Here is a 23,965-nt window from a genome sequence, read left to right as displayed (position 1 = left end):
AGCGTTAACTTCCACAGCGCTCAGACAACAGGTCGTTCCTGATTTTTTAAGCTGATTACCAAAACAGCAGCTAACAATAGAGAGACACACCAAATCGCCCGGCCTTTTAACAGTGGTGCCATCAACGTACTCAAAATTGCCCCACCAAAAAAGCCGGCGACGATTACTGAGGTGTATTTAATTTTGAAAGTAGCCGTGGGATCCTTAGTGAAGAAGCAGGCATAGCAGTAATCAGCGATGGAGCGGAGATTGCCAGTAGTCATAGTCGTAGCATAGGGCAGCCCTGCCAAACGACGATACGTGGCGTACTGAATCGCCGCAAAAAACGACAGCGCCGAATTGATGACTAAATTGCTGGCGTGGTGTGCCCAAAGTCCAACAAAAAAGACCCCTACTAATTCAATGAGAACCGCAGCATTCTGCCAGATCAAAAACTGCCGACGCGGAAACTTATGCTTTAAAAAATCCGTTGCAAAGATGCCAACCATGAAAATACTGATGGGCACCAGGTAGCGAATAATTAGATGAAATTTCCCCTGTGCCACACTGATTCCCAATAAAATTACATTTCCTGACTGCATACTGGCAAATACCTCTCCGTGAAAGAGGTAAGTATAGACATCCAAAAAGCCACCAGCCATCGCCAATAAGATTCCAATCGGTAGGCTTTCATGGATTACGACACGTTTATCGACTAATTTCGGTATTCTCACAACCAGACCCGCACTTTCTCTCTAATCTCAATTTCTTGCTTGCCGTTTTATCATAGGACAGCAATCCGGCTTCACCTAAAGTAAAGTCTCTACTACAAAGGTCTCTTCTAGTCAGTCCTCTTCCAAACTGGTATACACTTCGGAAACATCATCATCGTCTTCTAGTTTGTCCACTAACTGTTGCAGCTGTTCTTTTTTCTCGGCATCTAACACCACAGTTGTCTGGGGAACCATTGTCAGCTCTGCTTGAGCCAACGTGAAGCCGTCTTGCTCCAACTGATCTCTCACTGTGGCAAAGTCTTCCGGCGCTGTATAAATTTCAAAAACTTCTGGCGAGGTCAACATATCTTCGGCACCAGCTTCAATAACATCTTCCAGCATAGTATCCTCATCGACAGACAGCCCTGCCCGCTCGATAGCGATATAGCCTTTGCGGTCGAACATGTAGCTAACCGAACCGGTTTCACCCAGATTGCCGCCGTTACGAGTAAAGGCCACCCGTACATTGGTAGCTGTCCGGTTACGATTATCTGTCAGTGCATGTACTAAGATAGCTACACCACCGGGACCATAACCTTCATAAACGATTTCGTCATAGTTTTCCCCTTCGCCAGCAGACGTTGCCTTTTTGATAGCCCGCTCCACATTGTCATTTGGCATATTGGCGGCTTTTGCCTTGTCCATCACAAGTCGCAGTGCTGGATTATCTTCAGGATTTCCTCCCGCGGCTTTGGCTGCCATATAGATTTCCCGCGACAATTTTTGGAAGACCTTTCCTCGTTTGGCATCCTGCGCATTTTTTCTTCCTTGGATATTGTTCCATTTACTATGTCCTGACATTTCCGTTTCCTCCTAATTCTTAGAGGCGAAAATCAGCTGCTGATCAGTAGGTTTCGTTGCATCATGATTTTTCAGCGTCTGCTGCCGTCTCCTTGATTGCTTATGCTCTTCTTTTATTGTAGACCTTTGCAGAAAATTTTCAAATACGCCGGTCTGCTGCTGTCTTACTTTTGCGAGTCCTGGTACTTGAACACTTCATCGCAAGCGTTTCTTTCGTAGCAATAAAACGATGAGGACGATTAAAACAGCCGTCAACGCTCCCGCAGAATCCAACATGACGTCTTCAAAAAGCGGTGTCCGACCACCGGTGAGCTGCTGGTGAAACTCATCCATTCCCGCATAACCAGTAGCGGCTAGCCAAGCAAAAAAGCCACCCCACCAGAAATGCTTCATCTTCAAATACAGCCCGATGCAAAAGCTGCCTCCCATTACAAAATAAGTGAAGAAGTGCGCCCCTTTACGGATAAAAAACTCGATAAATTTCCCATAGCCGCTGGCAGCGATACTCTGCTCTTTGCCGGCATACGAAAAACGAATCCCAGAAAGCTGCTCTTTAAAAGGCTCACTGGCCAAGACTCGGTCAATCAGCCCCACCTGCGACTGTTGTTCATACGTCATAGAAGACGAATAAAATAAAATTGCCATGATTAAAATTCCAATGGCAAAATAAAAGTTTGGCTGCTTGAGTAGTTTTTTCAATGGTTCACCTCATTTACGGGAACAAGCTTGCCAGCAGCTGATATCCAAAAAAAACAGCTACCGGTGTTCCTTCATTTCCTACATTCTACCACGTTTGTCTTCAAAGACGGCAGTTGCGGCGGATTATGCTATACTATGGACGTCAGAATATTCGTAAAATCGTCGCAAGAGCCCTATTATGAGAGGGCTGTTGCTGCGTGACAAAAATCAGAAACGAGGAATCCTTCATGAACTACTCACTTAATTGGGATCTGGACAGTATCTTCCCTGGCGGCAGTGATTCGCCACAATTTCAAGAACGCCTGAATCAGCTAAAAACACAGATTGAAACACTGACCCTCATGATTAAAAAAGTGGATCTCACAGCAGAAAATGCTGCCGATCAGTTGGCAGATATTTTAGCAGAAATGACTATAGTAGGTAACGGTTTGAGCCAGTGCGGCACCTTTGTAGAAGCCTTGCTCAGTCAAAACGTCAACGATGCCAAAGCCAAAGTATTAGCCGGACAATTGGCCCAGTTCTATCCTCTTTACCAAGCAGCGACTGTGCCACTGACCCTGAAATTTTCCGCCTGCGCTGCTGACCGCTGGCAAGCCTTGCTGGCTGACCCTCGCCTTGCTCCCGTGGCTTTCCGCCTTAACGAAGAGCGGCGCAACGGCAGTGAATCTCTGCCCGAAGAACAAGAAAACATCATCAGCCACTTGGCGATTGATGGTCAAAGCGCCTGGTCAGCACATTACGCTACTCTGGTATCTACCATTACAATCCCCTTTACTCAAGCAGACGGTACCACTGTGGAGCTTTCTGCCGGTCAGGCCTTCAACAAAATGATGGGGAATCCCGATCCCACAGTCCGGGCCGACCTCTTTGCTAAGTGGGAAGCAGCTTGGAGTCAACCAGCAGATTTGTTCGCCGATACCTTAAATCACTTGGACGGCTTCCGGCTGACCAACTACAAACTGCACGGCGTCGAGGATTTTATGAAACAGCCTTTAGAGTACAATCGTTTGCAAAAAGCCACTCTTGATGCCATGTGGCAGACTATCAGCGACAACAAGCAACCTTTTGTCGACTTTTTAAACCGTAAAGCTGCCTTGATGGGCAAGGAAAAATTGGACTGGCAAGACCAAGACGCGCCGGTAATCGTCGGCGATTTCAAAGAACGCACCTTCACTTTTGACGAAGCCGCTGCCTTTATCATCCAACATTTCAACCAATTTAGTCCTAAGATGGCGGATTTTGCCCAGTCTGCATTTGAAAAGAACTGGATTGAAGCCGAAGATCGCCCCGGCAAACGTCCGGGAGGCTATTGCGCAGCGCTGCCAGAAACTCGGGAATCTCGCATCTTCATGACTTACGGCAATGCTGTCGGTGAAGTCGCAACACTCGCCCACGAACTTGGACACGCCTTTCACAGCTCAGTCATGTGGGATCTACCGGCTATGAACCAAGAATATGCCATGAATGTCGCAGAAACTGCCAGCACATTTGCCGAACTGATCGTAGCAGATGCCAACTTGAAAGGGGCAGCAACCCCTGAAGAAAAACTCAACTTGTTGGACATCAAAATGCAAAACGCTATTGCCATGTTTATGAACATCCACGCCCGCTTTATCTTTGAAACAGACTTCTATCACTCTCGGCAAGCGGGTCTAGTGTCTGCTGCTGAGATTACTGAAAAAATGTTGGCCGCTCAAAAAGAAGCCTACTGTGACAGTTTAGGCAACTGGCACCCACATTTCTGGTCAGCAAAACTGCATTTCTTTATTGATGAAGTACCTTTCTACAACTTTCCATACACCTTTGGCTACCTCTTCAGCTTGGGAATCTATGCCAAAGCACAAGCAGAAGGTACCGGTTTTGAAGACAAATACATTGCTCTTTTGCGGGATACTGCCGCAATGACCACCGAAGAATTGGCAGCAAAACACTTAGATGCCGATTTGACCAAGCCAGACTTCTGGCAGGCAGGTATCGACATTTTGAAAGCCGACATTGCCGAATTCCTGCAATTGAGTGAAGACTATCTGCCACAACAGTGATTGTCTCTTTCCAACAGTAACTAACCTCTAGCAAAACATTTTTTCAGGTTCCCATTTTGCTTGGGAATCGTCTTTTCACTCGGATGCGACTATACTACAAACGATATCTCATATTGGAAAGAAGCGCTCCGTTATAGTCTAGTTCAAGAAAGTACCTGCAAAAAATCAGCAAGAGCTCCGTGACTTCTTAGGCGTTTTCCATTGCAACTCTACGAAAAAAATCGGTTATCCGATCTCACGAGCTCCAAATAGCCTTGGCCGCAACCAAGAGAACACCATCATTCTCAATCTGTTTGTTGTTTTCAATGTAGAAATCCTGAGATTCGAGGCACCGGTGCCTTGATTTAGGCAGGAGGATGGACCAACTACAGTACCACGCTTTATCGAGTCAATACCACATTGTCTCCTGAAAAATTAACCATCTTGATTCAAACTGAACTCCAGCTGATACCCGGTACCAAAGCAGATTTTTTCGTCACTGTCTCAACTGCTGCCAGTCCCCTTCAAACAGCATTTCGGCAGTTTTTATGGTGAACAACTGTCACTCAGTTAAACTACCTATTGCGATATTCTTTTGCACAATTAGGATAAGGAGCATATTTATGCAAGAACCCATCGAAGCTTCTAACGAACTCAGAGAGACCACGACCCAAGCCAAAGGACTGGCTTGGGAGATGTATCAAAACTCAAAGGCCGACGAGATCATCAAACCAAAAGACGATTTCACCCATGTCTACTTGTTTTCTATTCCTCTAGAGCCACCAGAAGACGTCAACTCTATCAATTTGGACTATGGCGATACCATTTTTCTGGATACCTTGCTGGTGGCTTTTCAACGTGATGGCCATGAAATTATTAGTCTCGAATCTACGCCCCACGTTTTTTCCGGAATACTACGAAACAGACCTTATCGTATGTATCAGCTTTTGTATCGTTAACCATGTTAGATAATACTGTCAGTAGAAATCCCCCCAAATCTCGCAGAAATCCAATGCCTTTTTTGCAATTTGAAAATCACTCTCTTCAAGCTCTTCGGGCAATGTGAAAAAGCAGAAGGCGTGTGTAGGGATGCTTTTACAAAAAACTAGCCACCGAAACTCAACGAAGTCTGCGAGTGGCTAGTTTTTTTGTTGAAAAAAACCCGAAATCCTTCTCAAGATTTCGGGCCAATCATTTCTAATTATAAGATTATAATCCGCACTTCGAGCTAGTTCCGCGCGGCTTCAATTACATTGATACAGCAAAGTCGAATGAGTACCAAACAGATTCAGCTTGGATCCGAACTGAGCCACCAGGACTTGGCGCATGGATGAACATGCCGCCACCCAAGGCAATAGCAACGTGATAAGAAGATCCAGGAGTTCCTCTAAACAGCAAGTCGCCAGCTTTGGCTTGAGAGGTGCTGATGATTGAACCATTACCTTCTTGTTGCGTAGTTGTGCGACCGATTTCTCGACCGTAAGCTTCCCGGTATACATAAGAAGTAAAACCGGAACAGTCAAATCCACTTGGGTCAGATCCGCCCCAAACATAAGGAACACCGATATACTTCTTCGCAGTAGCAATTAGATCACCGGCTGTACTGCTGCCGGTAGAACCGCCAGTGCTTGGCTGTTCAGGTGTTGGTGTCGGCGTAGGTTCAGGAGTTGGTGTTGGTTCTGGGGTAGGGGTTGGCGCGGGTGTTTCCGTGCTGCCGCCGGTGCTCCCACCAGTATTGCCACCATTTTTATTGCCAGTATTACCAGTACTACCAGCATTGCCGCCATTGTCGTTACCTGTGTTGCTTGGGGTTGTTGATGGCGTTGTTTCTGACTCTGAAGATGGTGCCGTTGTTTCGGCAGTTGGCGTGTTGCCGGATTCAACAGCTTGTTGTTGTTCTCTTTGTTGCTGTGCAGCCCGTTCTGTCGCTTGTCGCTGAGCAACTTCTGCCAAGCGTTTTTCTTCGGCGATACGCGCTTTTTCAGCTTCGGCAGCTTCTTTGGCTTGTACCAAACCTGCTTTTTTGTTTTCCGCTTGGTTTTGTTCCAAAGCTAAGTCTGCTTTCATCAAGTTCAGGTCTGCTTGTTTTTCAGTGATAACTGATTTCTGTTTTTCCAGTTCAGCTTGGTTTTCATTCAGCTGTTTTTGTTTCTTAGCGTTATCGGCTGTTTTGTCCTCAACCGCTTTTTTATCTTCTTTTTGTTGAGTGACCAATTCGTTGTTGGCATTGACGATGGTCGTCATGGCTGTTACTTTACCAATCGCATCTGAGATTGATTCCGCATTTAATACAGCTGACAAATAAGAAGTATTGTTACCGTTAACTTGTACGTCACGGGCTTGGTTTTGAATTTTTTCTTCCCGCTTGGCAATTCGTTTTTCCAAGTCAATAATTTCTTTTTGCAATTTGTCCTGCTCTTTAACGAGTTTTTCCTGTTCCTTCACGAGCTTGTTCGCTTTTTCTGTGATGGTGGAAACTTCGCCTTCCAGGCTATCGATTTGCGCTTGTGCGTCAGCCTGCTGACCCTTCAAGCTGCTGATTTTTTGATCTTGTTGTTTGATTTGGTTATCGAACTCGTCCGCTGCGGCGACTGTCGGTGCAGCGACTGCAGTTAATAACAATGAACATACCAACAGTGCTGATAATCCACGTTTCTTCACGTTGTTCTCCTCCGAATGGCTTATAGTACGAATGACTTCTTCGTCTGTGACACTTCAAACAGCCAGTGCTTAAAGCTTTTTTAACAAATAGAATTGTACCATAGAGATATGTCAGCCTTGTAAGGAGAGTGTTACAGATATGTTTCAAATACGACTGCTCCAGGCTGCCTCTGAAAAGAAACGCCAGTATCAAGAGAAGTCGCAAAAAAGCGACCTGCGGATTTTTCGTCTGCTGCCGCTTTTTACTGGTATTTGGATTGAACTTTTCTCGCTGATTCTCTGGCGCGCTTCAGCTTAATTAAACAAGATTGTGGATTCCACCGGACTTTGATACAGGCGATCTGAAAACTCCCGGACATTGGTGATGACACAGGTACCAAAATGATCCGGTCCATGTCCTCCATGAAAATCCGAGCCGCCAAAGCTTTCCATTCCATAGAGGTCCATGAGTTGCTGTACCTTAGCTTCATCTTTTTTGGTGTGATCAGGGTGATACTTTTCAATTCCATCCAACCCCTCTTCCACCAGTTCACCAATAATCTCGTAACTGTTCAGCTGACCGGGATGGGCCACTACTGCCATACCACCGCCTAGTTTGATGGCTGCCACGGCATCACGAGCATCGACGTATTTGATATCCATCTGTGCCACACCGCCATTTTTGAACAACCGGGTATAAAGCGGTCCGTAAACCGTCTGCTCATAACCGGCGGCAATCAGGGCATCCATGATGTGCTGCTTATAGGCTGTACCGCTGTGTCGGGCATAGTGCAGGACCTGGTCTTCATCAATTTGGTAGCCCGCCTGCCGAATCTTTTCCAGCTGGGCCAAGGTATTCTGGTGTCGGCGCTTCAAAAGGGGCCGGCACAACTGCTCGACATAGGTCCGATTGACGATGTTGTAGCCTAAAATATGAACCTTGCGTCTCCGTTTAAAATCATAAGCGCTGATCTCAATTCCTTCGATCAAATTGATCGGCGAGGGATCAAAAAGACGTTTGAATTCATCCAAGCCGGCAAAGGAGTCGTGATCAACGATACCAAGATCAGTAATCTTTTTTTGCCGCGCCAATCGCAGGATCTCTTGCGGAGAACAGGTCCCGTCAGAATAATAACTGTGTACATGCAGATCAGCTTTCATCGTATATCTCTCCTTTTTTTATACAAATGAGCCTTGTTGGATATTGAATTCCTGATCGCACAGCTTGTCCATAAATTCCAGATCATGAAAAATCCCGATCATCGTGGTCCCGACGTTTTTCAACTGCTCAATCAAGTCCCGCACCTTCTCTTTTGAGTGTTGATCTAATGAAGCAGTCGGTTCATCCAACAGCAGCAGCTCCGGTTTTTTGACCATGGCTTTGGCAATATTCAGGCGCAGTTTTTCACCACCGGAAAACGTATTGGGAAATAGGTCCCACAACTCTTCTTTGATTTCAAAATGGTGCAGCAGTCGTTCGGTCTCCACCTTAGCCACCCTGGGTTCGCAGGTCTCTAATGCTGAACGATAGACGATATCATAGGCCGTCACCCGTGGCAGACTTTGCAAAAATTGGGAAACGTAGCCGATTTCATAGTCCCGAATCAAACACATTTTCCGCTCATCAATCGTTGCCAAATCGACTCTACCGAAAAGCGATGAATCGTAAAGAATGGTGCCGCTTTGAGGAAGATTCGTCCGGTAAATGCAGCGCAGGATCGTCGTTTTACCACTGCCGCTTTTACCGGTGATGCCGACAAATGCACCTTTTGCTACGTCAAAACTGATATCACGGCAGCCAACGACCTGCTTATTTACATTGTGAAGGGTAAAGGTTTTCGAGACCTCTTCCAACCGGATTAGTGGCCTCTCTGTCGTAGCAGTCGTCTCAGCGATTCTCTCTACGCTAGTTTCGATAGGTGGTTTCATTGATTAAGACTCCTTTTGCGAAGGTATGAGTAACTACCGGTACCTGATTACCGGCATAGTTTACAATGATGACATCAGCTGTCTTGCCGCAAGTCAGGCTGCCGGTCGTGTCATCGATGGCCACCGCTTCCGCTGGGTGCAAGGTCACCAGACGCACGGCATTCACCAATGACAGATGCCCTTCCCGCCATAATTTGAACACTGCATGCAACATGGACGGTGGATAATAATCACTGCATAAGACGCTGATGCTGTCGTCTTGAATCGCTTCCAGAACCGAAAGATTACCGGAATGGGATCGTCCCAAAAGGACATTCGGCGCGCCGCCCACGGTGTATAACCCTTGTTCCACTGCAGCCCGTGCAACTTCTTTTGTGATGGGAAATTCAGAGATACAACTGCCTAATTCCCGTACAACACTAAGCTTTTCGACGGTGTCATCGTCATGAGAAGCCAGGGGAATTCTGTGATTTGTTGCGGTCTGAGCCAACACTCGCAAATCCTGCATGCTCAATTTTTCTTTTGCAATCCCTTCTTGATACAATTCTTCGGCGGAAGCCACCGGTCCATCCTGATAGCCGGCAACGATCAAGCGGTACGTTTCCAAATCCCGGTACTGTCCCTGACCGGGAGTATGATCCATAAATGAGAGCAGATGGACTTTGCCGCTTTCAATCAAAAACTTAACCAACTCATATTGGTGGAAGTTGTCGATTTCATAACGCAAGTGCATCCGATGGTGAATCAAATGCTCTTTTTGATTGCTGTCACTGATGAGTTCCAGCAGCTTGATGACATTTTCACTGAGCCGAATCTGCTTTTCACCAAAAACTTCTTGTCCTAATAAACTCAAGGAATGATACATCGTTGTGATACCATGGATCAACAGCTCCCGTTCGGCTTCATATAGCGACAGTTCGAAATCCATCAGTGAGGTTGGACGAGGTGAAGCAATGCTTTCAATGTAGTCGGAATGAATATCAATGAAACCCGGCATAATCCAGCCACCCCGTGCATCGATGATTCGTGTGCCAAACGGAATCTCAGATATTTTCTTATTTGGGAGAATCGCTTGGATGGTGTCATTTTCAATCACGAGTGCGTGATGTGTCAGCAGTTCCTCCGATGTCACGATGGTACCGTTGGTGATGATATACATGAGCGTGCCCCTTTCTTATAGCAATGAGTAAACCAACTGTTGAGTGTAGGGATGTTGCGGATCTTCTAAAATCTGATCCGTCAAACCGCTCTCAATCACTTGCCCATTCAGCAGCACATACGTACGTTGGGCCAGCATGCGAATGACTCCCAGATCATGGGAAACTACCAACATACTGATTTGGTGGGTCTGCTGGATTCGTTTAATGATGTCCAAAACCACTGCTTGTACTGAAAGATCCAACCCTGTTGTGACCTCATCCAAAAAGAGAATCGGCGGATTAGTGGACAAAGCTTTGGCGATTTGGACCCGCTGTTGCATCCCGCCGGAGAAATTCTTAGGGACTTCTTTCATTCGAAAACGAGGAATATTTACCTCTTCCAGAAAAGCCCCTCCGACTGCCGTCATTTCTGCTACGTTTCGATTTCCGCCGGCGATCATCTTTTCAGCCACATTGGCAATAGCTGAAATGTCCATTTTCAAGCCCAGGTACGGATTTTGATACACCATACCGAAGCATTCGTTACGTAAGCTGCGTTTTTGTTGTGAGGATAGCTGAAACAGGTTGCCGTTATCCTCTGTCTGGCGTACGAAATGGAAGTCGCCATTAGTAGGCTCCTCATCGAAGTACAAACATTTCATCAGCGTGGATTTGCCCGAGCCGGATTCACCCACGATTCCGATGATTTCACCTTTATAAACCGACATGGAAATATCTTGACAAGCGTAGACTGTCCCGCAGGTCGGACAGTAATTTTTTTCAAGTTGGCGGTTGGCCGGATCAGCGCATATCGGACAGCCCTTCCCGTATTGTTTATCCAAATGATCGATGGTCAGGATCGGTGCTCCAGTTGCTTTTTTCAGGTCATGTTCACGCATCATGGCGATTTCTCCTTTCATTGCAAAAGCTGGTGTCGTTGCACTGATGAAGCACGTTCCCGTTTTCATCAAAGAGTTCGTCCATGAAGACACCACTTGCGCCGCAAAGACGACAGATTATTTGAGAGAAATCTTCCACCTCAAACGGTCGGTCTTCAAAATCAATGGATTTGACCTTGGTATACGGTGGTACTGCGAAGATTTTTTTCTCCCGCCCGGCTCCCAGAAGGATCAAGGCGTCACTGTGGGTCATTTTAGGATTATCAAAGCGGGGAATCGGCGAAGGGGTCATCAAATAGCGATCATTGACGATTACCGGGTGTTCAGCACCAGTCGTAGTCACTCCGTAACGCATAATTTGATCAAACAATAACAGCCAAGACCCGGTGTATTCTTTGTCCGCATGGAGACGTTTGGTTTTGTATTCACTGGGTTCATATTCTCGCAGCGGCTCACAGACCGGCACCTGCAACACCAGAATTTGCTCCTTTGTCAGCGACTTTTCCGGAATCCGGTGGCGCGACTGAATCAAGGAAGCTTCGGCAGTATCACTGGTAATGGCAACCCCCGTCGTTTTTTCTACCAGCTTTTTGATATTGACGGCATTGACACTTTCATCGCTGCCTTGGTCGATGACTTTCAAACAGTCATCCACTCCTACCAGAGACAATGTGACCTGCAGTCCACCGGTCCCCCACCCCCGTCCAATTGGCATTTCACGAGAACCAAAAGGCACCTGATAGCCGGGGATAGCAATCCCCTTCAAAATTGCCCGGCGGATTTCCCGCTTAGAGCCTTCATCAAAAAAAGCAAAATTATAGTCGGTCTCATGCATGGGTCATTTCCTCCCGGGTCTTGCGGATACTGTCCAATTTTGACTGGAATGTTACGTAATGGGGCAGCTTCAAGTGGGATAAAAAGCCGGTCGCTTCAATGCTGTCAATGTGATACAAGACAAACTCCTCGTCACCGGTCGGCACTTCCTTATCGCCTACCTCTAGACTGTGATCCAAAATACCCATCGAGATTGCCTTGGTCTCATTGCGTCCGTAAACCATGCCGTAGCCGATTTCGATCTCCATCATGTCACGCCCTTCTTTTTTAACTGCCACCGGGATGAACATTTCCGCTTCGGTGACTTGGATTGAACCGATGTAATAGCACTCTTCAGGTGAAGACTCCGTGGCGGGATCTGCATAAGACAATCCCACGTCACCGACTCGCAACTCACCGACAGTCGGGTGGGTTGCACCGTACCCCCTAATGATGGCGTAGGCCAGTGCCATCAGTGCTTGAGACATCCCCCGGGTTAGACTTTGCAACCGTTCTGAGCGTTTGGTAGGAAATTCCAAGATTTTTTTGGTGATATCCTCCGGTGCTTCATTGTTTTCCGAGATTGCCTCCAACACTCCTTGACCGCGGAGGTATTGGGATACCTTTTGATAATCCGGCAATGGCTGGCCCTCCGTCACAGCAGCTGCTTTTTTTTGAAAGGCGGCCATCAATTCGGCTGTCTTTTTCTCATGCGTTTCAGAATCGGAGAAATCGATCAACCGATGCAGGTAGTCATAGGTTGCCCCCAGCATCTGACCACCGGGAATATCTTTGAAAGCCGCTGAGATACGGCGCTCGACAAACATTGCTTTGGCCGTATCTACCACTTCGGTATCCCCCAGTCGCTCCAAGGTGGAACGGTAGGCCCGCAGCAAGAAAACTGCCTCTTCTACGGAACCTTCTGCCTGCCAAAGAGCTCTGGCTGCCAGCTTTGGGGCATACAAGGAGGCCTCACTCATGACCTGGTCTACCAGCAATTTCATATTGGCCGCGATTCCTTCAATTTGAAGCAAATCCCCGTCCTCAATTTTTTTATATTCCAGCAGTTTTAAACTTTCATCAATGGCCAACTGACCGCCTTTAACCGCTACGTATGCCATCGCTAGTCCACTTCCTTTATCACAGTCGTGCGGGGGATACAAACCGCCCGTTGTTTTTCGTTTATCAATATCACATCGATTCCCAGAGGATACTCCTTATTCAGTTCATTGCGAATCGCCAAAAGCTCCGCCACCGCCACCGAAAATGCCTTTTCCAGCACAGCCGGAATCCCGGGACCTTGCAATAAGAAGCGGCGTGCTTCGTCGTCGGCGGTCGGTTCGTCGTAAACTGCGATTATAGTTGCAGATTTCTGCGGGTCCACCAGATCGCCGACTTTTAACCGACTCAGCTCATCTGCCGAATCGGCGGCAGGCAGTTTTAGAAATACAAAATCCGCCCGTGATGTGGGGACTTGACGGCTGCGAAATTCTTGCGCCAGTCGCTGTCCCTGCAGTGAGTCAAAACCGAGCGTAGCGAAACTGACTTCCTGATCCAACAGTGTAGCAGCGGTCAGATACAACCGCTCATCTAAGCCGACAGTCTCTGCAACGTTAGGCAGGATCACCGTCTCTCCGGCATAGGAAAACCCATGAACCAGTTTTCTGAATAATGCTTGTGTCTCATGTACCAGCATCATTGCTCGACCTCCATCGTATCAAAGGAAACCTTCGTTCCTGCAGCCTGTTTGTGTCGAATCGTCTGCTGCAGCTGAATCTGTTCTTCGGCAGTCTGCAACAAGGCATCCCAGCTCGCTTTTTTTTCATCCGGCAGCAAAGGATAAGCAGCATCAATTACTGCCAACGCCAGCGCCTTTTCCCTTTCTTCCCCTTGCAGCAGTCCCAGACCGCTTTGCTCATTTATGGATACACGAGCGCGAGTGACTAGGACCTCCCCTAAATAAAAGAGGGTATTTTGTGCAGATTCCCTTACCCGGGTCATCATTAACCCCGGGTGTGCCGGTTCTCTGACTACAACCGGAAATAACCCATCAGCTTCTTGCGCCAGTTGCAAGGCCAAGTCTGTCTGATCCTCCACTAAAATCCGTGTTCTTCTGTTTCTCTGCATGCTGAAAAACTCCTTTGTCAATTCTCATATGTTTCGTAAAAAGCCCTCCATGGCTTTGTTGCTATGTGCGTGTCACGTATTTTGATCGTAATCGGATCGAGATCATCTCCAAAATCGCCGCTACGCCCAGTACCAGATAGACCATCACGCCAATCTCACGGAAGTCGAAGTAAAAGGAGCTGGCCATGGCTAATTGAAAGCCTAACCCACCGGCACCCGCCGCAGCACCTACTGCCACCGCATTGGTAAAATTGATCTCAAAACGGATAAAGGTCCAAGACAACAGTGCTGTGATACAAGTAGGAAGGACTGCCTGAAAGATGATCTGCCACCAGGTTGCGCCACCGGCTTTCAGGGCTTCAATCACTCCGTCGTCGATTTCTTCGATACTTTCGGAATAGACTTTGGTCAAATAGGCCACCGTGTGAAAAGTCATCCCCAAAACAGCCGCATTCGGCCCCAAACCAATCAAGACCGCAAAGATTAGTACCCATAAGATTGTCGGAACAGCCCGAGTAAACGACATCACTACTCGAATAACTGTCGAACTGCCACGACTTCCTAGATTACGAGCCGTCCATAAACTCAGCAGCAATGCGACTCCGCCACCTAAAATGGTTGTCAAAATCGACAGCGCAATCGTTACTCCCAATGCCTGGAGCAAGGTACCCCAGGTAAAGCGTCCGGAAAGTCGTGGTTCAAAAAAAACCTGCTTCAGATCACCGAAAAATTGACTGACCCCTTCTTGCAACACCACATTGCCATAATCCATCGTCAAAAACGTATACCCTGTGATTCCCGCCAAAAGCAATAGCACCAACAGCGGCAGTGCTCCTTTCAAACTCCAAGCGCGGATCCGGATTTTCTGCTGCCGGGTGTGGCGCATGTGGTGTTCGGCCGGATAGATTGATTCCATAAATAATGGTTCCTGTTTTTGTGCTTCCATTTACAAAATTACCCTCCTGAGCTGATTTGAGATTAATTCCAGCAAGACCACACCGATCACAATCAACAAGGTGATCAGACCGACAACGTCATATTGGAATTTCTTGTAATACATATCGAATAAAAAACCGATTCCGGTACCGGTCAAGATCCCCACCAAGGTAGCATCACGAATGTTGTTTTCGATCAAGAACAAGACCCAGCTGATCAACTGGCCCGCCGCCATCGGTAAAACTCCCTGGAAAATAATCTGAAAGTACGTCGCTCCGGTAGCTTTCAAGGCTTCAATCGTACTGCCAGCCACTTCGTCGATGGTTTCCATAAAGGAGCGGGTTAAATACCCGAATGTCGTAAACGTGATTGCCAAATAACCCGTCAACTCGCTCTGCTTGAAGCTTAAGAGTAAAATCATCCCCCAGACAACGATGGGAATATTACGAAAGAAACTGGCCACAATTCGACCAAATGCCTTAGTCAGCGGATTCAGTCCGATTTCCCGTGAACCCAGCACCGCCACCAAAAATGCCATCACCGTCGCACTCATGGTGGCCGCCACCGCCATCAAAATTGTTTCCAAAAGTTTTTCTGCAATCAAGGGCAGATAGGCCAGGGAAGTTTCTGTCGGTACGAAATTTTTGAACAGCCAAACAAAGCTTTCCGGGATAGCCGGCAGAGATCGCCAAAGATCGAATTCCACATAACCCGCCGCTCCGAAATAGATAGCCAAAAGCAGGGCTGCCAATAGCAGGAAGCCCCATTTCTGTTTTCTGAAAAAATCAGTTTGTACACTCTTCTCCATCATATTCTCACACCAGTAACTCTTCTGATTGATAAATCCGAGTGATCTGCTCTTGACCCAGCTCACTTGGTGTGCCGGAAAAGGCCACTTCTCCGGCCGTGATACCGATGATCCGATCCGAATAAGCGATGGCCACATCCACCTGATGCAGATTCACGATACAAGAGATTCCCTGCTCATTAGTAACCTTGCGCAAGTACTGCATGACCACTTTAGCAGCCCGAGGATCAAGCGAGGCAATAGGCTCGTCGCACAAGATCAAATCCGGCTCCTGCATCAAGGCACGAGCAATTCCTACCCGCTGTTTCTGCCCACCGCTGAGCTCATCGCAGCGAGTGTAAGCAAATTCCGCCAGTCCGACTTGATCCAACAGCTGAAAGGCCCGCTTTTTCTCAGCTTCACTGTATACACCCAACGAGCCGGCCAATGTCGATTTATAACCCAGTCGCCCATGGAGCACGTTCTCCACGGCGGTCTTACGGCTGACCAGATTGTAATGTTGAAAAATCATGCCAATGCTGCGGCGTTGAGTCCGCATGCCCTTTTTGTTCTGTTGCTGCAGATCCGTCCCTTTGAAGAGAATCTGGCCGCTGTCATTTTTGATCAGCTGGTTGATACAGCGTAAAATCGTAGACTTTCCGGCCCCCGATGGCCCGATGATGGAGACGAATTCTCCTTTTTCTACTGAAAAGGAGACATCCGTCAAGGCCTTTTTTCCATTACTGTACTGTTTTGAGATCTGGTTTATTTCCAACAGCATATTTTTACTCCTCACAAATTCCGGATTGGATCATAAAAACTATCCGTCACTTCGATGAAACACTCTTTGTCTCCCTTAGTGAACAATCCGATTTGATCCCCGCCTTTTGGTGCAAACAAGACCGGATTTTCCGCCACTTCAGGACTGGTGAGTTTCGTGACAATTTTTTTGATTGTTGCGTCGGACAGCTTTTCCGTATTGGCAGCAAACGGCGCATTCAACACCGGTGTCGCTTGGATGACGCGGACTTTTTCTCCACGGACTGAATCAAACGGTGCCGCCGCATCGGCTTTTACCTGATACAACATTCCAGTCTGATTTTCTTTTCCTTCTGCGACTTCGAAGTATTGCGGCATATTCATAAAGGCTGCAACATCGGCATCCCCTTTCAACAGGTTGACTGCTGAGCCTTGGTGAGAACCGCCGAACAGCACCTTATCAAAGAACTTTCCTTCCAAAATCAACTCATCAGCATCTTTTAGCCCAAACTGTTTGACGATTTCACTGCTTGGAACTTTGAAGCCGGAAGTGGAGCTGTTGGAGACAAAGGACATCGTTTTTCCTTTGATTCCGTCGATGGTATAGCTGTCACCTTTCTGATAGTCTGCCCCGCTTTTTTCACTGACTGCTAAGAAACTGTAATAAAGAGCATCATCTAACGTTCCACTGGGACCCGCTGTCGTCAGGATTGGTTGTACCTTGTCATTTTTTTTATTGGCTTCGATATAGCCTTCTGCTCCCATAAAAGCCATGTCTACTTGCCCGTTAGCAATAGACTCCACAACAATATTGTAATCGGTGGTCGTGACGATCTCGGTTTTACGATCCGTCGCCTCTTCGATCAGTTCTTTCAAGGCGGTACGGGACTTTTCAAATTCTGCTGCAGATTCATTCGGATAAAAGGCGACCTTGATTGGCTCTGTCTCAGTGGCAGCTTTGGCGGTATCGGCTGCCTTATTTCCGCTGCCGCAACCACCCAGTAGCAAGACTGCTCCTAATAAAATCCCCGAATAGACACCCAACAACTTTTTGTTTTTTTTCATGGACGCGTGACTCCTTTTGTTTTATTTGAAACACTGTCAGTCTAAGGGCTGCATGTAAATTCAAAATGTCTATCTCGTAAAGATTCCGCTTTTTCTGTCAGTTTTTTGTAAATTTCCGAAAACCAAATAATATCTTCGCACCCCTTTCATCCTTTGTTTTCATTTTCTCACCACGCGCAAAAAAGCAGCGAAAAGACCTTTTCAGTCTTCTCACTGCTTTTCTTTTTTGATAACTGCACTTATTTGGCAGCAAATAATTTCTTGAAGGGAAAAACAAAGATTACGAACAACAACAGATTCAACAACAGCGTCGGGCCTAAAAAGCGGGCGATGAAAAAGTTCCAGCTGACGGTAGTCAAATTGAATAACAATTGGATGGAAACCGTCAACAGCTCATAGGCCGTTACCAAAATCACCGTTCCAAAAAACATGGTGAACACATTGCGGTATAAGACACCTGATAACAGATACATCATCCAAACGGCAAAAGGTATGGCGACGGTATAGATCCCGATAGCCCCGATATAATAACAGTCAAAGAGCAGCCCCAAAACGACACCGGCAATTAGCATATAACGTTTTGATAAAGACATACAGCCCACCATCAGTGCAATCAAGAACAGATGGGCATTGGCCAGATAGACGTGCTGAGTGGCCGTATCAAACAACCGGGTGATCTGGGTATCCACCAACATCAACAAAAACAACACCGGCGCAGCGTAATAAGGCAGATATTTTTTTTCCGCCATGCTATTCCCCTCCTGTTGCCCGGGCCACCACGGTTACCACGGAGAGATCATACATTTGCGCATAAGGTTTCACATAGACATTTTTATCCAGTCCAAACTTGTCGGTCTTAGCTTCCACGACTTCCCCGACTGGCAGATCTGCCGGTGAGTTGCCTCCCAGACCGGATGTCTGTACGATGTCGCCGGCCTTTAATTCTGCATCGCCGGTCAGCTGATCGACCACCAATGCCCCCAGTTTTTCGTCATAGTTACGCAGGATACCGAAAGCCTCGCCGGATTTTGATGAAATGCGGACCGGGAAGTGGTTGGAGCTTTGATTGGCAGAAGTCAACAGCTCCACTTTTGAAGAAGCCAAATTAACCTCGATCACTCGGCCCACCAGTCCTTTTTGACTGAGGACGGCCATGTTATTTTCCAAACCGTCTTTGGAGCCTTTGTCGATAATCAGGATATCCTGCCAAGAATCCGGCGAGCGGCTGATAACATTCGCCGTGACTTTATCAAAATCGGAAAGTGTTTCATTGAGGGCCAGCTCATCTTTCAAATTCTTGATTTCCCGATCTTTGTTCGCATTTTGCAAAACGGCATTGTCGTACTCGTCCAGTTTGGCTTTTAGTTGTTCGTTTTCTTTGTAAGTATCCAGCAGATCCCGCACACTGTCGATACCGTTTTCTACGAATTTCACTGGCGCTGACACGACTTTATCCATAATGGCGACACTGTCATTGACCACCGACTGCACGATATTGGGCTTGCCGCCGGAAGAACGTTTGGCCAAACTGAGACTGAGCGCCGTCACTACCAAGATACCGATGACCAAAGCGATAATTATATTTTTATTGGGATTGAATTTTTTCACAGGGACAACTCCTATAATGAATGTGCTTGCGGGTATTCCGCCGGCAAAAAACAACCGGAAAAACCCGACAGGTATAAGTAAAATGAAGGCTTGCTTTCAGCCAATTAACCAGTGTTTTTGGCCGTGGTTTTACGCTCAATTGACAATCAGATGTACCCCAGTCCTCATAGAGCAAAAACAAGGCAGCTCACTACCCACTGTTGTATCCTAGTAGCCCAGACTTTTTAGTGATTACCTGTCAAAGCCAAATGATTACCTGTGCAATGGGTGTTATTTTCGTGAGTGTTGAAGCAGACAAAAACTATCGCAGGCGTCTCTTCAATACTCGGAAAACCCTTTTCACAGCACGGATTATTCTCTTTAAACTGCAGTTTCCATTCTATCATTAATTTTCAGCAAACAAAAGGCAGACCCCGACTCTTAATTTTTTTCTAAGAAAGGAGGCTTCTTTGAAAATAGCACCCCGCAAACAGTTGAACTACCACTACCTTCACCTCATTTTGCTTAACTTAAACTTGTTGGATATGATAGTATAATATAAATAAATTATTTTTAAATAATCTTAGTAAACTAAAAAAATATTTTTTATGAATAATTTTTATTGAATATAGCAAGTATAATTCCCACTATCAGCTGTAAAGAAAGGTGTGGTCCCTGTGTTGATTCATTGTTTATTGGACGATATTGAACATTTGAAACTCGACAGCTACCAACTTCTAATAAGCACCACCTCGCTGTCGTTCACAAAGTTACGGAAGTCATTGAAGTTGACTAGTAATAAAATGACCATGATTATAACTGAGTTGGAAACAGACCTCAGTAATATTTTAGGTAAGGTGATACCAATTTTACAGGACGACAAAGAAACACTACTATTGCCTGCTGATTCGCCCAACGATTCCGTTTATCGTCAATTTCTTCTAGAAAACTCACTAATCATCCGTGTTTTTAGTTTCATCTTGACCTGCCCTGAAAGCAATTTGGATGATTTTTGCCAGAAAAACTTCTTAAGTCGCGCCACTGCTTTTCGTAGATTATCAAACTTACAGGAATTACTAGCCCCTTATCGCTTCAAACTCAATATTAGCCAGCTAAAACTCACTGGTAACGAGCTCGCAATCCGACATTTCTTAGGCACATTATTTTGGTCTATCAAGCCAGACCTGAAAACTAATCCATCTTTGAAGGACCTACCGCCCGCCCAACTTATTGATAGCATAGTTGATACGTTTGATGAGCATATGGCATATGGGACTCGCAACCAAATTGTCTTGTTTTTACAGATTGCTGAACTCCGACGAAAAGCTGGATATTACCCAAAATCTGATCTAACCCCTGATGACTTTCCTTTGTGTGATGAGGTTCGCCGAGCTCATCATCTGGAATTCACAACTTATTTAGCTCGCACGACCCCAGCAGATCTTGTTGCAGCTGAGGAACTAGCTTTTTACTTTCAGATGTATACCGGTGCTATCTATACTCGGACAGATACTCGGTCATACGCTGCCTTTCGCGAGTGGCTGCAGCAACAGTCACAACCACAAATGATTATCAATAGCTTTTGCGACAAGCTATTGACTACCTTCTTTTCTCAGCGAACACCAGAGCATTTTGACGTCTTGGCAGCTAATATCATGGGCACTTTTAATCTCAGCTATCTGTTGAAAGACACGCCTTCTCTGCTCTACACGTTTTTTGAACCTAGCTTGCGAGCTGAAACGCCGGCCTTTTGGGAGATTGAAAATTTCAGTTATCGTTTTTTTCGAGATGTTGCTCAAAAAAAAGAGTTTCATTGGTTAAAGCCGATATGCCCCCATTTAGCTAGTTTGTTTGCCTACTTTTTACTCCCTACCTTCAATACACAATTAGCAACTAAAAAGCTAAAAGTCAGTGTAACTAACGAGAATAATTTCATCTTGGCCCTTCCGCTACAAGCTTTTTTAGAAGCAGTCCCTTATATAGAATGTATCCCCTATTCAGAAGACCACCCGGAGCAAATTGATTTATTGATTTCTGCACACAAAAATCTATTTCCTACTAACTATGATGGCCCTAGCTATTTATATACCTTTCGCGACATCCAAGACGATTTTATCAACCTTCGTTCCCGTTTAGAAAGCCTCCATTTAGAGAAATGTTTTCAGAAGAAGACTGGCACACGTTACAACTCACAAAAAAAACAACCGGCAATTAAGCGCCCTAGATTTGTTTCTCACTACCCGCACCACGATCCCAAGTCCAAGTCCCATTCTTAATTTGTACAAAAAAACTCTAGACGCTAGGATACTGACTTTAGAAACAATAAGGTGGTTGAGAAAACTATTCGTTTGTTTTGGGAGCTGTTGGAAGAAACAAGGCTGCGCCCATTGAGAGCCGGTTATCTCAAACCTATTTTTTCAAATTCGTAGGCACTATGCCAGTAGTCGTATCCTATCTAAAAACAAAAAAGCCGCCACACCCTCATCAGGCATCGCGGCTTTGGATCACGGCGATTAAGCCGTTGGTAAAACTAAAGGTTGCCGGTATTCCCGGCAGAAATTCGTTACTGGCATAAGAAGTTGGTTGGGGCATCGGCTGACGATTCAATTCATATTTTACATCAGTCAATGTTAAGGCAGCTACCGATGTCAGAGTACAAAAAGCTAGGTAAGTCATTCCCGCTTCCGGCTGCACCTGATAGGTCCCCGGGCCGTAAAAATTTACACTGTTCTGCCGATCCAACAAACGAAACTGTCGCAAAAACGGTTGAAAGCGCGGCTCCAATCCCAGCCACAGATTCGCCAACAGATGATCCAGCCGACCACCGGTAGCGCCAATAATCGTTACCTCTGCTGCTGGATCCAGCGCAAAGATTTTTTCCAAGGCTAGCTGGGTGTCGGTGTCATCTTTTTCCGCCGGCGATTGACTGACACTCCCCGCTTCAGCAAACACCCGCTGACGCTCTTTTTCCTGCAATGAATCGAAGTCTCCGACGGCCATATCCAGTGGCAAGCCGGCTTCTAACAGATACAAAGACCCCCGATCCACTCCCACATAGCGCTGGTAATCCTGCGCCAAAGCTGGCCAGTCGGCAGGCTGACCCCCAGCGACCATCAGTGTTTTCATTGATCTAAAACCTCCCGCAAGGCAGCGATGCGTCCAGCCGGATCTTCGGCAGCATAAATATAGGAACCGGCTACGAAAACATCTGCGCCGGCTTCTTTACAGACGCCAATGGTCTCGTGGGTCACGCCACCATCCACCTCGATTTCAAAGCCATAACCTTGTAAATCTCGTAATTCAGCCAACTCGGTCACTTTTTCCAAAGCCTCAGGAATAAATTTCTGTCCACCGAACCCTGGATTGACCGTCATCACCAACACCAGATCGACCATCCCCAAAACATGCTGGATTGCTGATACCGGCGTGCCTGGATTGATTGTCACGCCAGCTCGAACACCAGCCGCCTCAATCATCTGCAAGACACGATGAATATGTGGGGTCGCTTCCACATGAACATTGATGATATCTGCTCCGGCTTTGGCAAAAGCATCTACATAAAGCTCCGGCTGCTCAATCATCAAATGGCAGTCCAACGGCAATTTGGTATGGGGCCGGATTGCCGCTACGACATTCGGACCAAATGTCAGGTTCGGTACAAAATGTCCGTCCATGATATCTACATGGATGTAATCCGCCCCGTTTTCTTCCACCAGTTTCACATCTCGGGCCAGATTGGCAAAGTCAGCGCTTAAAATAGATGGTGCGATTTTCATGATGATTCCTCCGCTTCAGATAATTGATTTTTGATGATGCCTTTGTCTGTGAAACTTTAACATTCTCTACTGGAAAATGCTACAAACTCCCCAAGGTCCCCGCTAGTGAAGCCCTTTGGCAGGACTGTCTTCCTTGCATTTTGCAGTATCAAATAGGTTATTTGTTTTTCTTGCGATAAACGGGTCGGCGCTTTTCGATTTCCTCGATGAACTGCTGGTAGTCCGCATAACGGCTCTCAGCAATCTCGCCTGCTGCTACTTGTCGTTTCACTTCGCACTCCGGCTCTTTCAAGTGCATACACTCCCGAAATTTACAGTGAACTGAAGCTCTGACAAATTCTGGAAATAAGTGCCGCAACTGCCCAGCTTCAATCTCCAAAAAATCAATAGAAGAAAAGCCCGGTGTGTCCGCCACTAATCCACCGGCAACCGGCAAAAGTTCCACATGACGCGTGGTATGCTTCCCGCGACCTAACGACTCGGAAATCTCGCCAGTCGCCAGCTCCAGCTCCGGCACCAGCTTGTTCAAAAGTGTCGATTTACCAGCCCCCGATTGTCCCATAAAGACGGTCACGCCTTCTGCAAAAAGCCGAAACAGCTGTCGGCGGGCGTCATCGATATCCCGAGTAGCAATTACCGTATAGCCAATTTGTTCGTAAGTTGTCCGAATTTCTTCAGCCAGCTGATTATCCGGCAATAAGTCCAGCTTACTCAGATAAATCACCGGTTCAATCTCTTTGTCCTCCAGAGTTACCAAAAAACGATCCAACAAGTTATAAGAAAAGGCCGGCTCAATCAAACTGATAACAATCACACCGATATCGACATTGGCTACCGGCGGCCGCACCAATTCATTCTTCCGTGGTTGAATCTCCAGTAAGTATCCGTCTGTCAGATTGCTGCTTTCAAAAATCACCTGGTCTCCGACTAGTGGCGTGATCTTGCGGTTCCGAAAATTCCCTCTGGCACGAGTCTGCCAAGTCTGCCCTTCTGCCTCGATATAATAAAAACCGCTCAGCGCTTTGCGGATCTGTCCTTTCATGGGACACCTTCTTTCGTTTGTTGTGTGGGTCTGTCCCAATTCACTCATACCAACAATTATCTATTCACTCTTAAAAAAACATTTTCAAAAAGGGCTATATTCCTATAGCCCACGTTGATATTCTCGTTTATTTTACCATAGTTTAATGGATAAAAAGGAGACACTAGCCTTTAAAAAAACGACTATAAAAGTT

At 46.5% G+C, this 23,965-nt stretch carries 25 protein-coding genes; 4 read left to right on the top strand and 21 right to left on the bottom strand.

The features are described from left to right. Positions 1–20: 20 nt before the first annotated feature. The 3 genes from ACOMA8_RS05295 to ACOMA8_RS05285 form a co-directional block, all read right to left on the bottom strand. A complete protein-coding gene (locus ACOMA8_RS05295; protein ID WP_161898442.1) occupies positions 21–713 on the bottom strand; it encodes a YoaK family protein in 693 nt (230 codons plus the stop codon). 111 nt (positions 714–824) lie between these two features. Next, positions 825–1,553 (bottom strand): YebC/PmpR family DNA-binding transcriptional regulator, encoded by a 729-nt coding sequence (locus ACOMA8_RS05290; protein ID WP_161898441.1) that lies wholly within the window; start codon positions 1,551–1,553, stop codon positions 825–827. Positions 1,554–1,748: 195 nt separating this feature from the next. Beyond that, entirely contained in the window at positions 1,749–2,252 is a 504-nt protein-coding gene (locus ACOMA8_RS05285) for a VanZ family protein (protein WP_202622145.1), read from the bottom strand. A 227-nt stretch (positions 2,253–2,479) separates the two neighbouring features. Between ACOMA8_RS05285 and ACOMA8_RS05280 the strand changes: the two genes are divergently transcribed. Together ACOMA8_RS05280 and ACOMA8_RS05275 are read left to right on the top strand one after the other, a co-directional pair. Next, a complete protein-coding gene (locus tag ACOMA8_RS05280; RefSeq protein ID WP_421369132.1) occupies positions 2,480–4,294 on the top strand; it encodes a M3 family oligoendopeptidase in 1,815 nt (604 codons plus the stop codon). A 602-nt stretch (positions 4,295–4,896) separates the two neighbouring features. Then, positions 4,897–5,232 (top strand): hypothetical protein, encoded by a 336-nt coding sequence (locus tag ACOMA8_RS05275; protein WP_421369130.1) that lies wholly within the window; start codon positions 4,897–4,899, stop codon positions 5,230–5,232. A 289-nt stretch (positions 5,233–5,521) separates the two neighbouring features. Here the strand turns inward: ACOMA8_RS05275 and ACOMA8_RS05270 are convergent, their stop codons facing one another. Next, positions 5,522–6,934 (bottom strand): C40 family peptidase, encoded by a 1,413-nt coding sequence (locus tag ACOMA8_RS05270; RefSeq protein ID WP_421369127.1) that lies wholly within the window; start codon positions 6,932–6,934, stop codon positions 5,522–5,524. Positions 6,935–7,073: 139 nt separating this feature from the next. Here ACOMA8_RS05270 and ACOMA8_RS05265 point away from each other — a divergent pair, with 139 nt between their 5' ends. After that, positions 7,074–7,232 (top strand): hypothetical protein, encoded by a 159-nt coding sequence (locus ACOMA8_RS05265; protein ID WP_421369124.1) that lies wholly within the window; start codon positions 7,074–7,076, stop codon positions 7,230–7,232. On the opposite strand, the gene ACOMA8_RS05260 is transcribed toward ACOMA8_RS05265, so the two are convergent. The 14 genes from ACOMA8_RS05260 to mreC all read right to left on the bottom strand — a co-directional run bounded on the left by ACOMA8_RS05260 (position 7,229) and on the right by mreC (position 18,975). After that, a complete protein-coding gene (locus ACOMA8_RS05260) occupies positions 7,229–8,074 on the bottom strand; it encodes a PHP domain-containing protein (RefSeq protein ID WP_421369121.1) in 846 nt (281 codons plus the stop codon). The two genes, ACOMA8_RS05265 and ACOMA8_RS05260, sit on opposite strands and share 4 nt — an antisense overlap. Positions 8,075–8,092: 18 nt before the next feature. Further along, the gene (locus ACOMA8_RS05255; RefSeq protein WP_421369118.1) at positions 8,093–8,842 is read right to left on the bottom strand and encodes a phosphonate C-P lyase system protein PhnL; all 750 of its coding nucleotides are present in this window, start codon (positions 8,840–8,842) and stop codon (positions 8,093–8,095) included. Continuing rightward, entirely contained in the window at positions 8,820–10,001 is a 1,182-nt protein-coding gene (locus ACOMA8_RS05250; protein WP_421369115.1) for an alpha-D-ribose 1-methylphosphonate 5-triphosphate diphosphatase, read from the bottom strand. The genes ACOMA8_RS05255 and ACOMA8_RS05250 overlap by 23 nt, the downstream gene beginning before the upstream one ends. Positions 10,002–10,016: 15 nt before the next feature. Continuing rightward, a complete protein-coding gene (locus ACOMA8_RS05245) occupies positions 10,017–10,883 on the bottom strand; it encodes an ATP-binding cassette domain-containing protein (protein WP_421369111.1) in 867 nt (288 codons plus the stop codon). Further along, on the bottom strand, positions 10,873–11,715 hold the full coding sequence (locus ACOMA8_RS05240; RefSeq protein ID WP_421369108.1) for an alpha-D-ribose 1-methylphosphonate 5-phosphate C-P-lyase PhnJ: 843 nt from the start codon (positions 11,713–11,715) through the stop codon (positions 10,873–10,875). The genes ACOMA8_RS05245 and ACOMA8_RS05240 overlap by 11 nt, the downstream gene beginning before the upstream one ends. Next, a complete protein-coding gene (locus ACOMA8_RS05235; RefSeq protein WP_421369105.1) occupies positions 11,708–12,814 on the bottom strand; it encodes a carbon-phosphorus lyase complex subunit PhnI in 1,107 nt (368 codons plus the stop codon). The genes ACOMA8_RS05240 and ACOMA8_RS05235 overlap by 8 nt, the downstream gene beginning before the upstream one ends. Positions 12,815–12,816: 2 nt before the next feature. Further along, the gene (gene phnH, locus ACOMA8_RS05230; RefSeq protein ID WP_421369102.1) at positions 12,817–13,392 is read right to left on the bottom strand and encodes a phosphonate C-P lyase system protein PhnH; all 576 of its coding nucleotides are present in this window, start codon (positions 13,390–13,392) and stop codon (positions 12,817–12,819) included. After that, positions 13,389–13,820, bottom strand: a complete 432-nt coding sequence (gene phnG / locus ACOMA8_RS05225) for a phosphonate C-P lyase system protein PhnG (RefSeq protein ID WP_421369100.1) — start codon at positions 13,818–13,820, stop codon at positions 13,389–13,391. Before phnG ends, phnH begins: the two co-directional genes overlap by 4 nt. Before the next feature lie 61 nt (positions 13,821–13,881). Beyond that, positions 13,882–14,766, bottom strand: coding sequence for a PhnE/PtxC family ABC transporter permease (locus tag ACOMA8_RS05220; protein ID WP_421369097.1), 885 nt, complete (start codon positions 14,764–14,766; stop codon positions 13,882–13,884). Further along, positions 14,767–15,564 carry a phosphate/phosphonate ABC transporter permease gene (locus tag ACOMA8_RS05215; protein WP_421369180.1) on the bottom strand — a complete coding sequence of 266 codons (798 nt, stop codon included), beginning with the start codon at positions 15,562–15,564 and terminating at the stop codon, positions 14,767–14,769. A 7-nt stretch (positions 15,565–15,571) separates the two neighbouring features. After that, entirely contained in the window at positions 15,572–16,321 is a 750-nt protein-coding gene (phnC, locus tag ACOMA8_RS05210) for a phosphonate ABC transporter ATP-binding protein (RefSeq protein WP_421369178.1), read from the bottom strand. 14 nt (positions 16,322–16,335) lie between these two features. Next, positions 16,336–17,367 (bottom strand): phosphate/phosphite/phosphonate ABC transporter substrate-binding protein, encoded by a 1,032-nt coding sequence (locus ACOMA8_RS05205; RefSeq protein ID WP_421369095.1) that lies wholly within the window; start codon positions 17,365–17,367, stop codon positions 16,336–16,338. Between the two features lie 239 nt (positions 17,368–17,606). After that, entirely contained in the window at positions 17,607–18,116 is a 510-nt protein-coding gene (gene mreD / locus ACOMA8_RS05200) for a rod shape-determining protein MreD (RefSeq protein ID WP_421369094.1), read from the bottom strand. A 1-nt stretch (position 18,117) separates the two neighbouring features. Beyond that, complete coding sequence (mreC, locus tag ACOMA8_RS05195) at positions 18,118–18,975, bottom strand: rod shape-determining protein MreC (RefSeq protein ID WP_421369091.1); 858 nt, start codon at positions 18,973–18,975, stop codon at positions 18,118–18,120. A gap of 767 nt (positions 18,976–19,742) precedes the next feature. Between mreC and ACOMA8_RS05190 the strand changes: the two genes are divergently transcribed. After that, positions 19,743–21,230, top strand: coding sequence for a helix-turn-helix domain-containing protein (locus tag ACOMA8_RS05190; RefSeq protein WP_421369089.1), 1,488 nt, complete (start codon positions 19,743–19,745; stop codon positions 21,228–21,230). 208 nt (positions 21,231–21,438) lie between these two features. Here ACOMA8_RS05190 and ACOMA8_RS05185 read toward each other — a convergent pair whose 3' ends face one another. The 3 genes from ACOMA8_RS05185 to rsgA form a co-directional block, all read right to left on the bottom strand. Further along, entirely contained in the window at positions 21,439–22,080 is a 642-nt protein-coding gene (locus tag ACOMA8_RS05185) for a thiamine diphosphokinase (protein ID WP_421369087.1), read from the bottom strand. Continuing rightward, positions 22,077–22,730: a ribulose-phosphate 3-epimerase gene (gene rpe / locus ACOMA8_RS05180; RefSeq protein ID WP_421369085.1), complete on the bottom strand. Its 654-nt coding sequence runs from the start codon at positions 22,728–22,730 to the stop codon at positions 22,077–22,079. The genes ACOMA8_RS05185 and rpe overlap by 4 nt, the downstream gene beginning before the upstream one ends. A gap of 157 nt (positions 22,731–22,887) precedes the next feature. After that, positions 22,888–23,772, bottom strand: a complete 885-nt coding sequence (rsgA, locus tag ACOMA8_RS05175) for a ribosome small subunit-dependent GTPase A (RefSeq protein ID WP_421369083.1) — start codon at positions 23,770–23,772, stop codon at positions 22,888–22,890. Between the last annotated feature and the right edge of the window lie 193 nt (positions 23,773–23,965).

The organism is Enterococcus infantis (assembly GCF_049166715.1).
Lineage (GTDB): Bacteria > Bacillota > Bacilli > Lactobacillales > Enterococcaceae > Enterococcus_C > Enterococcus_C leclercqii.
This window is presented reverse-complemented; position numbering and strand designations above follow the sequence as displayed.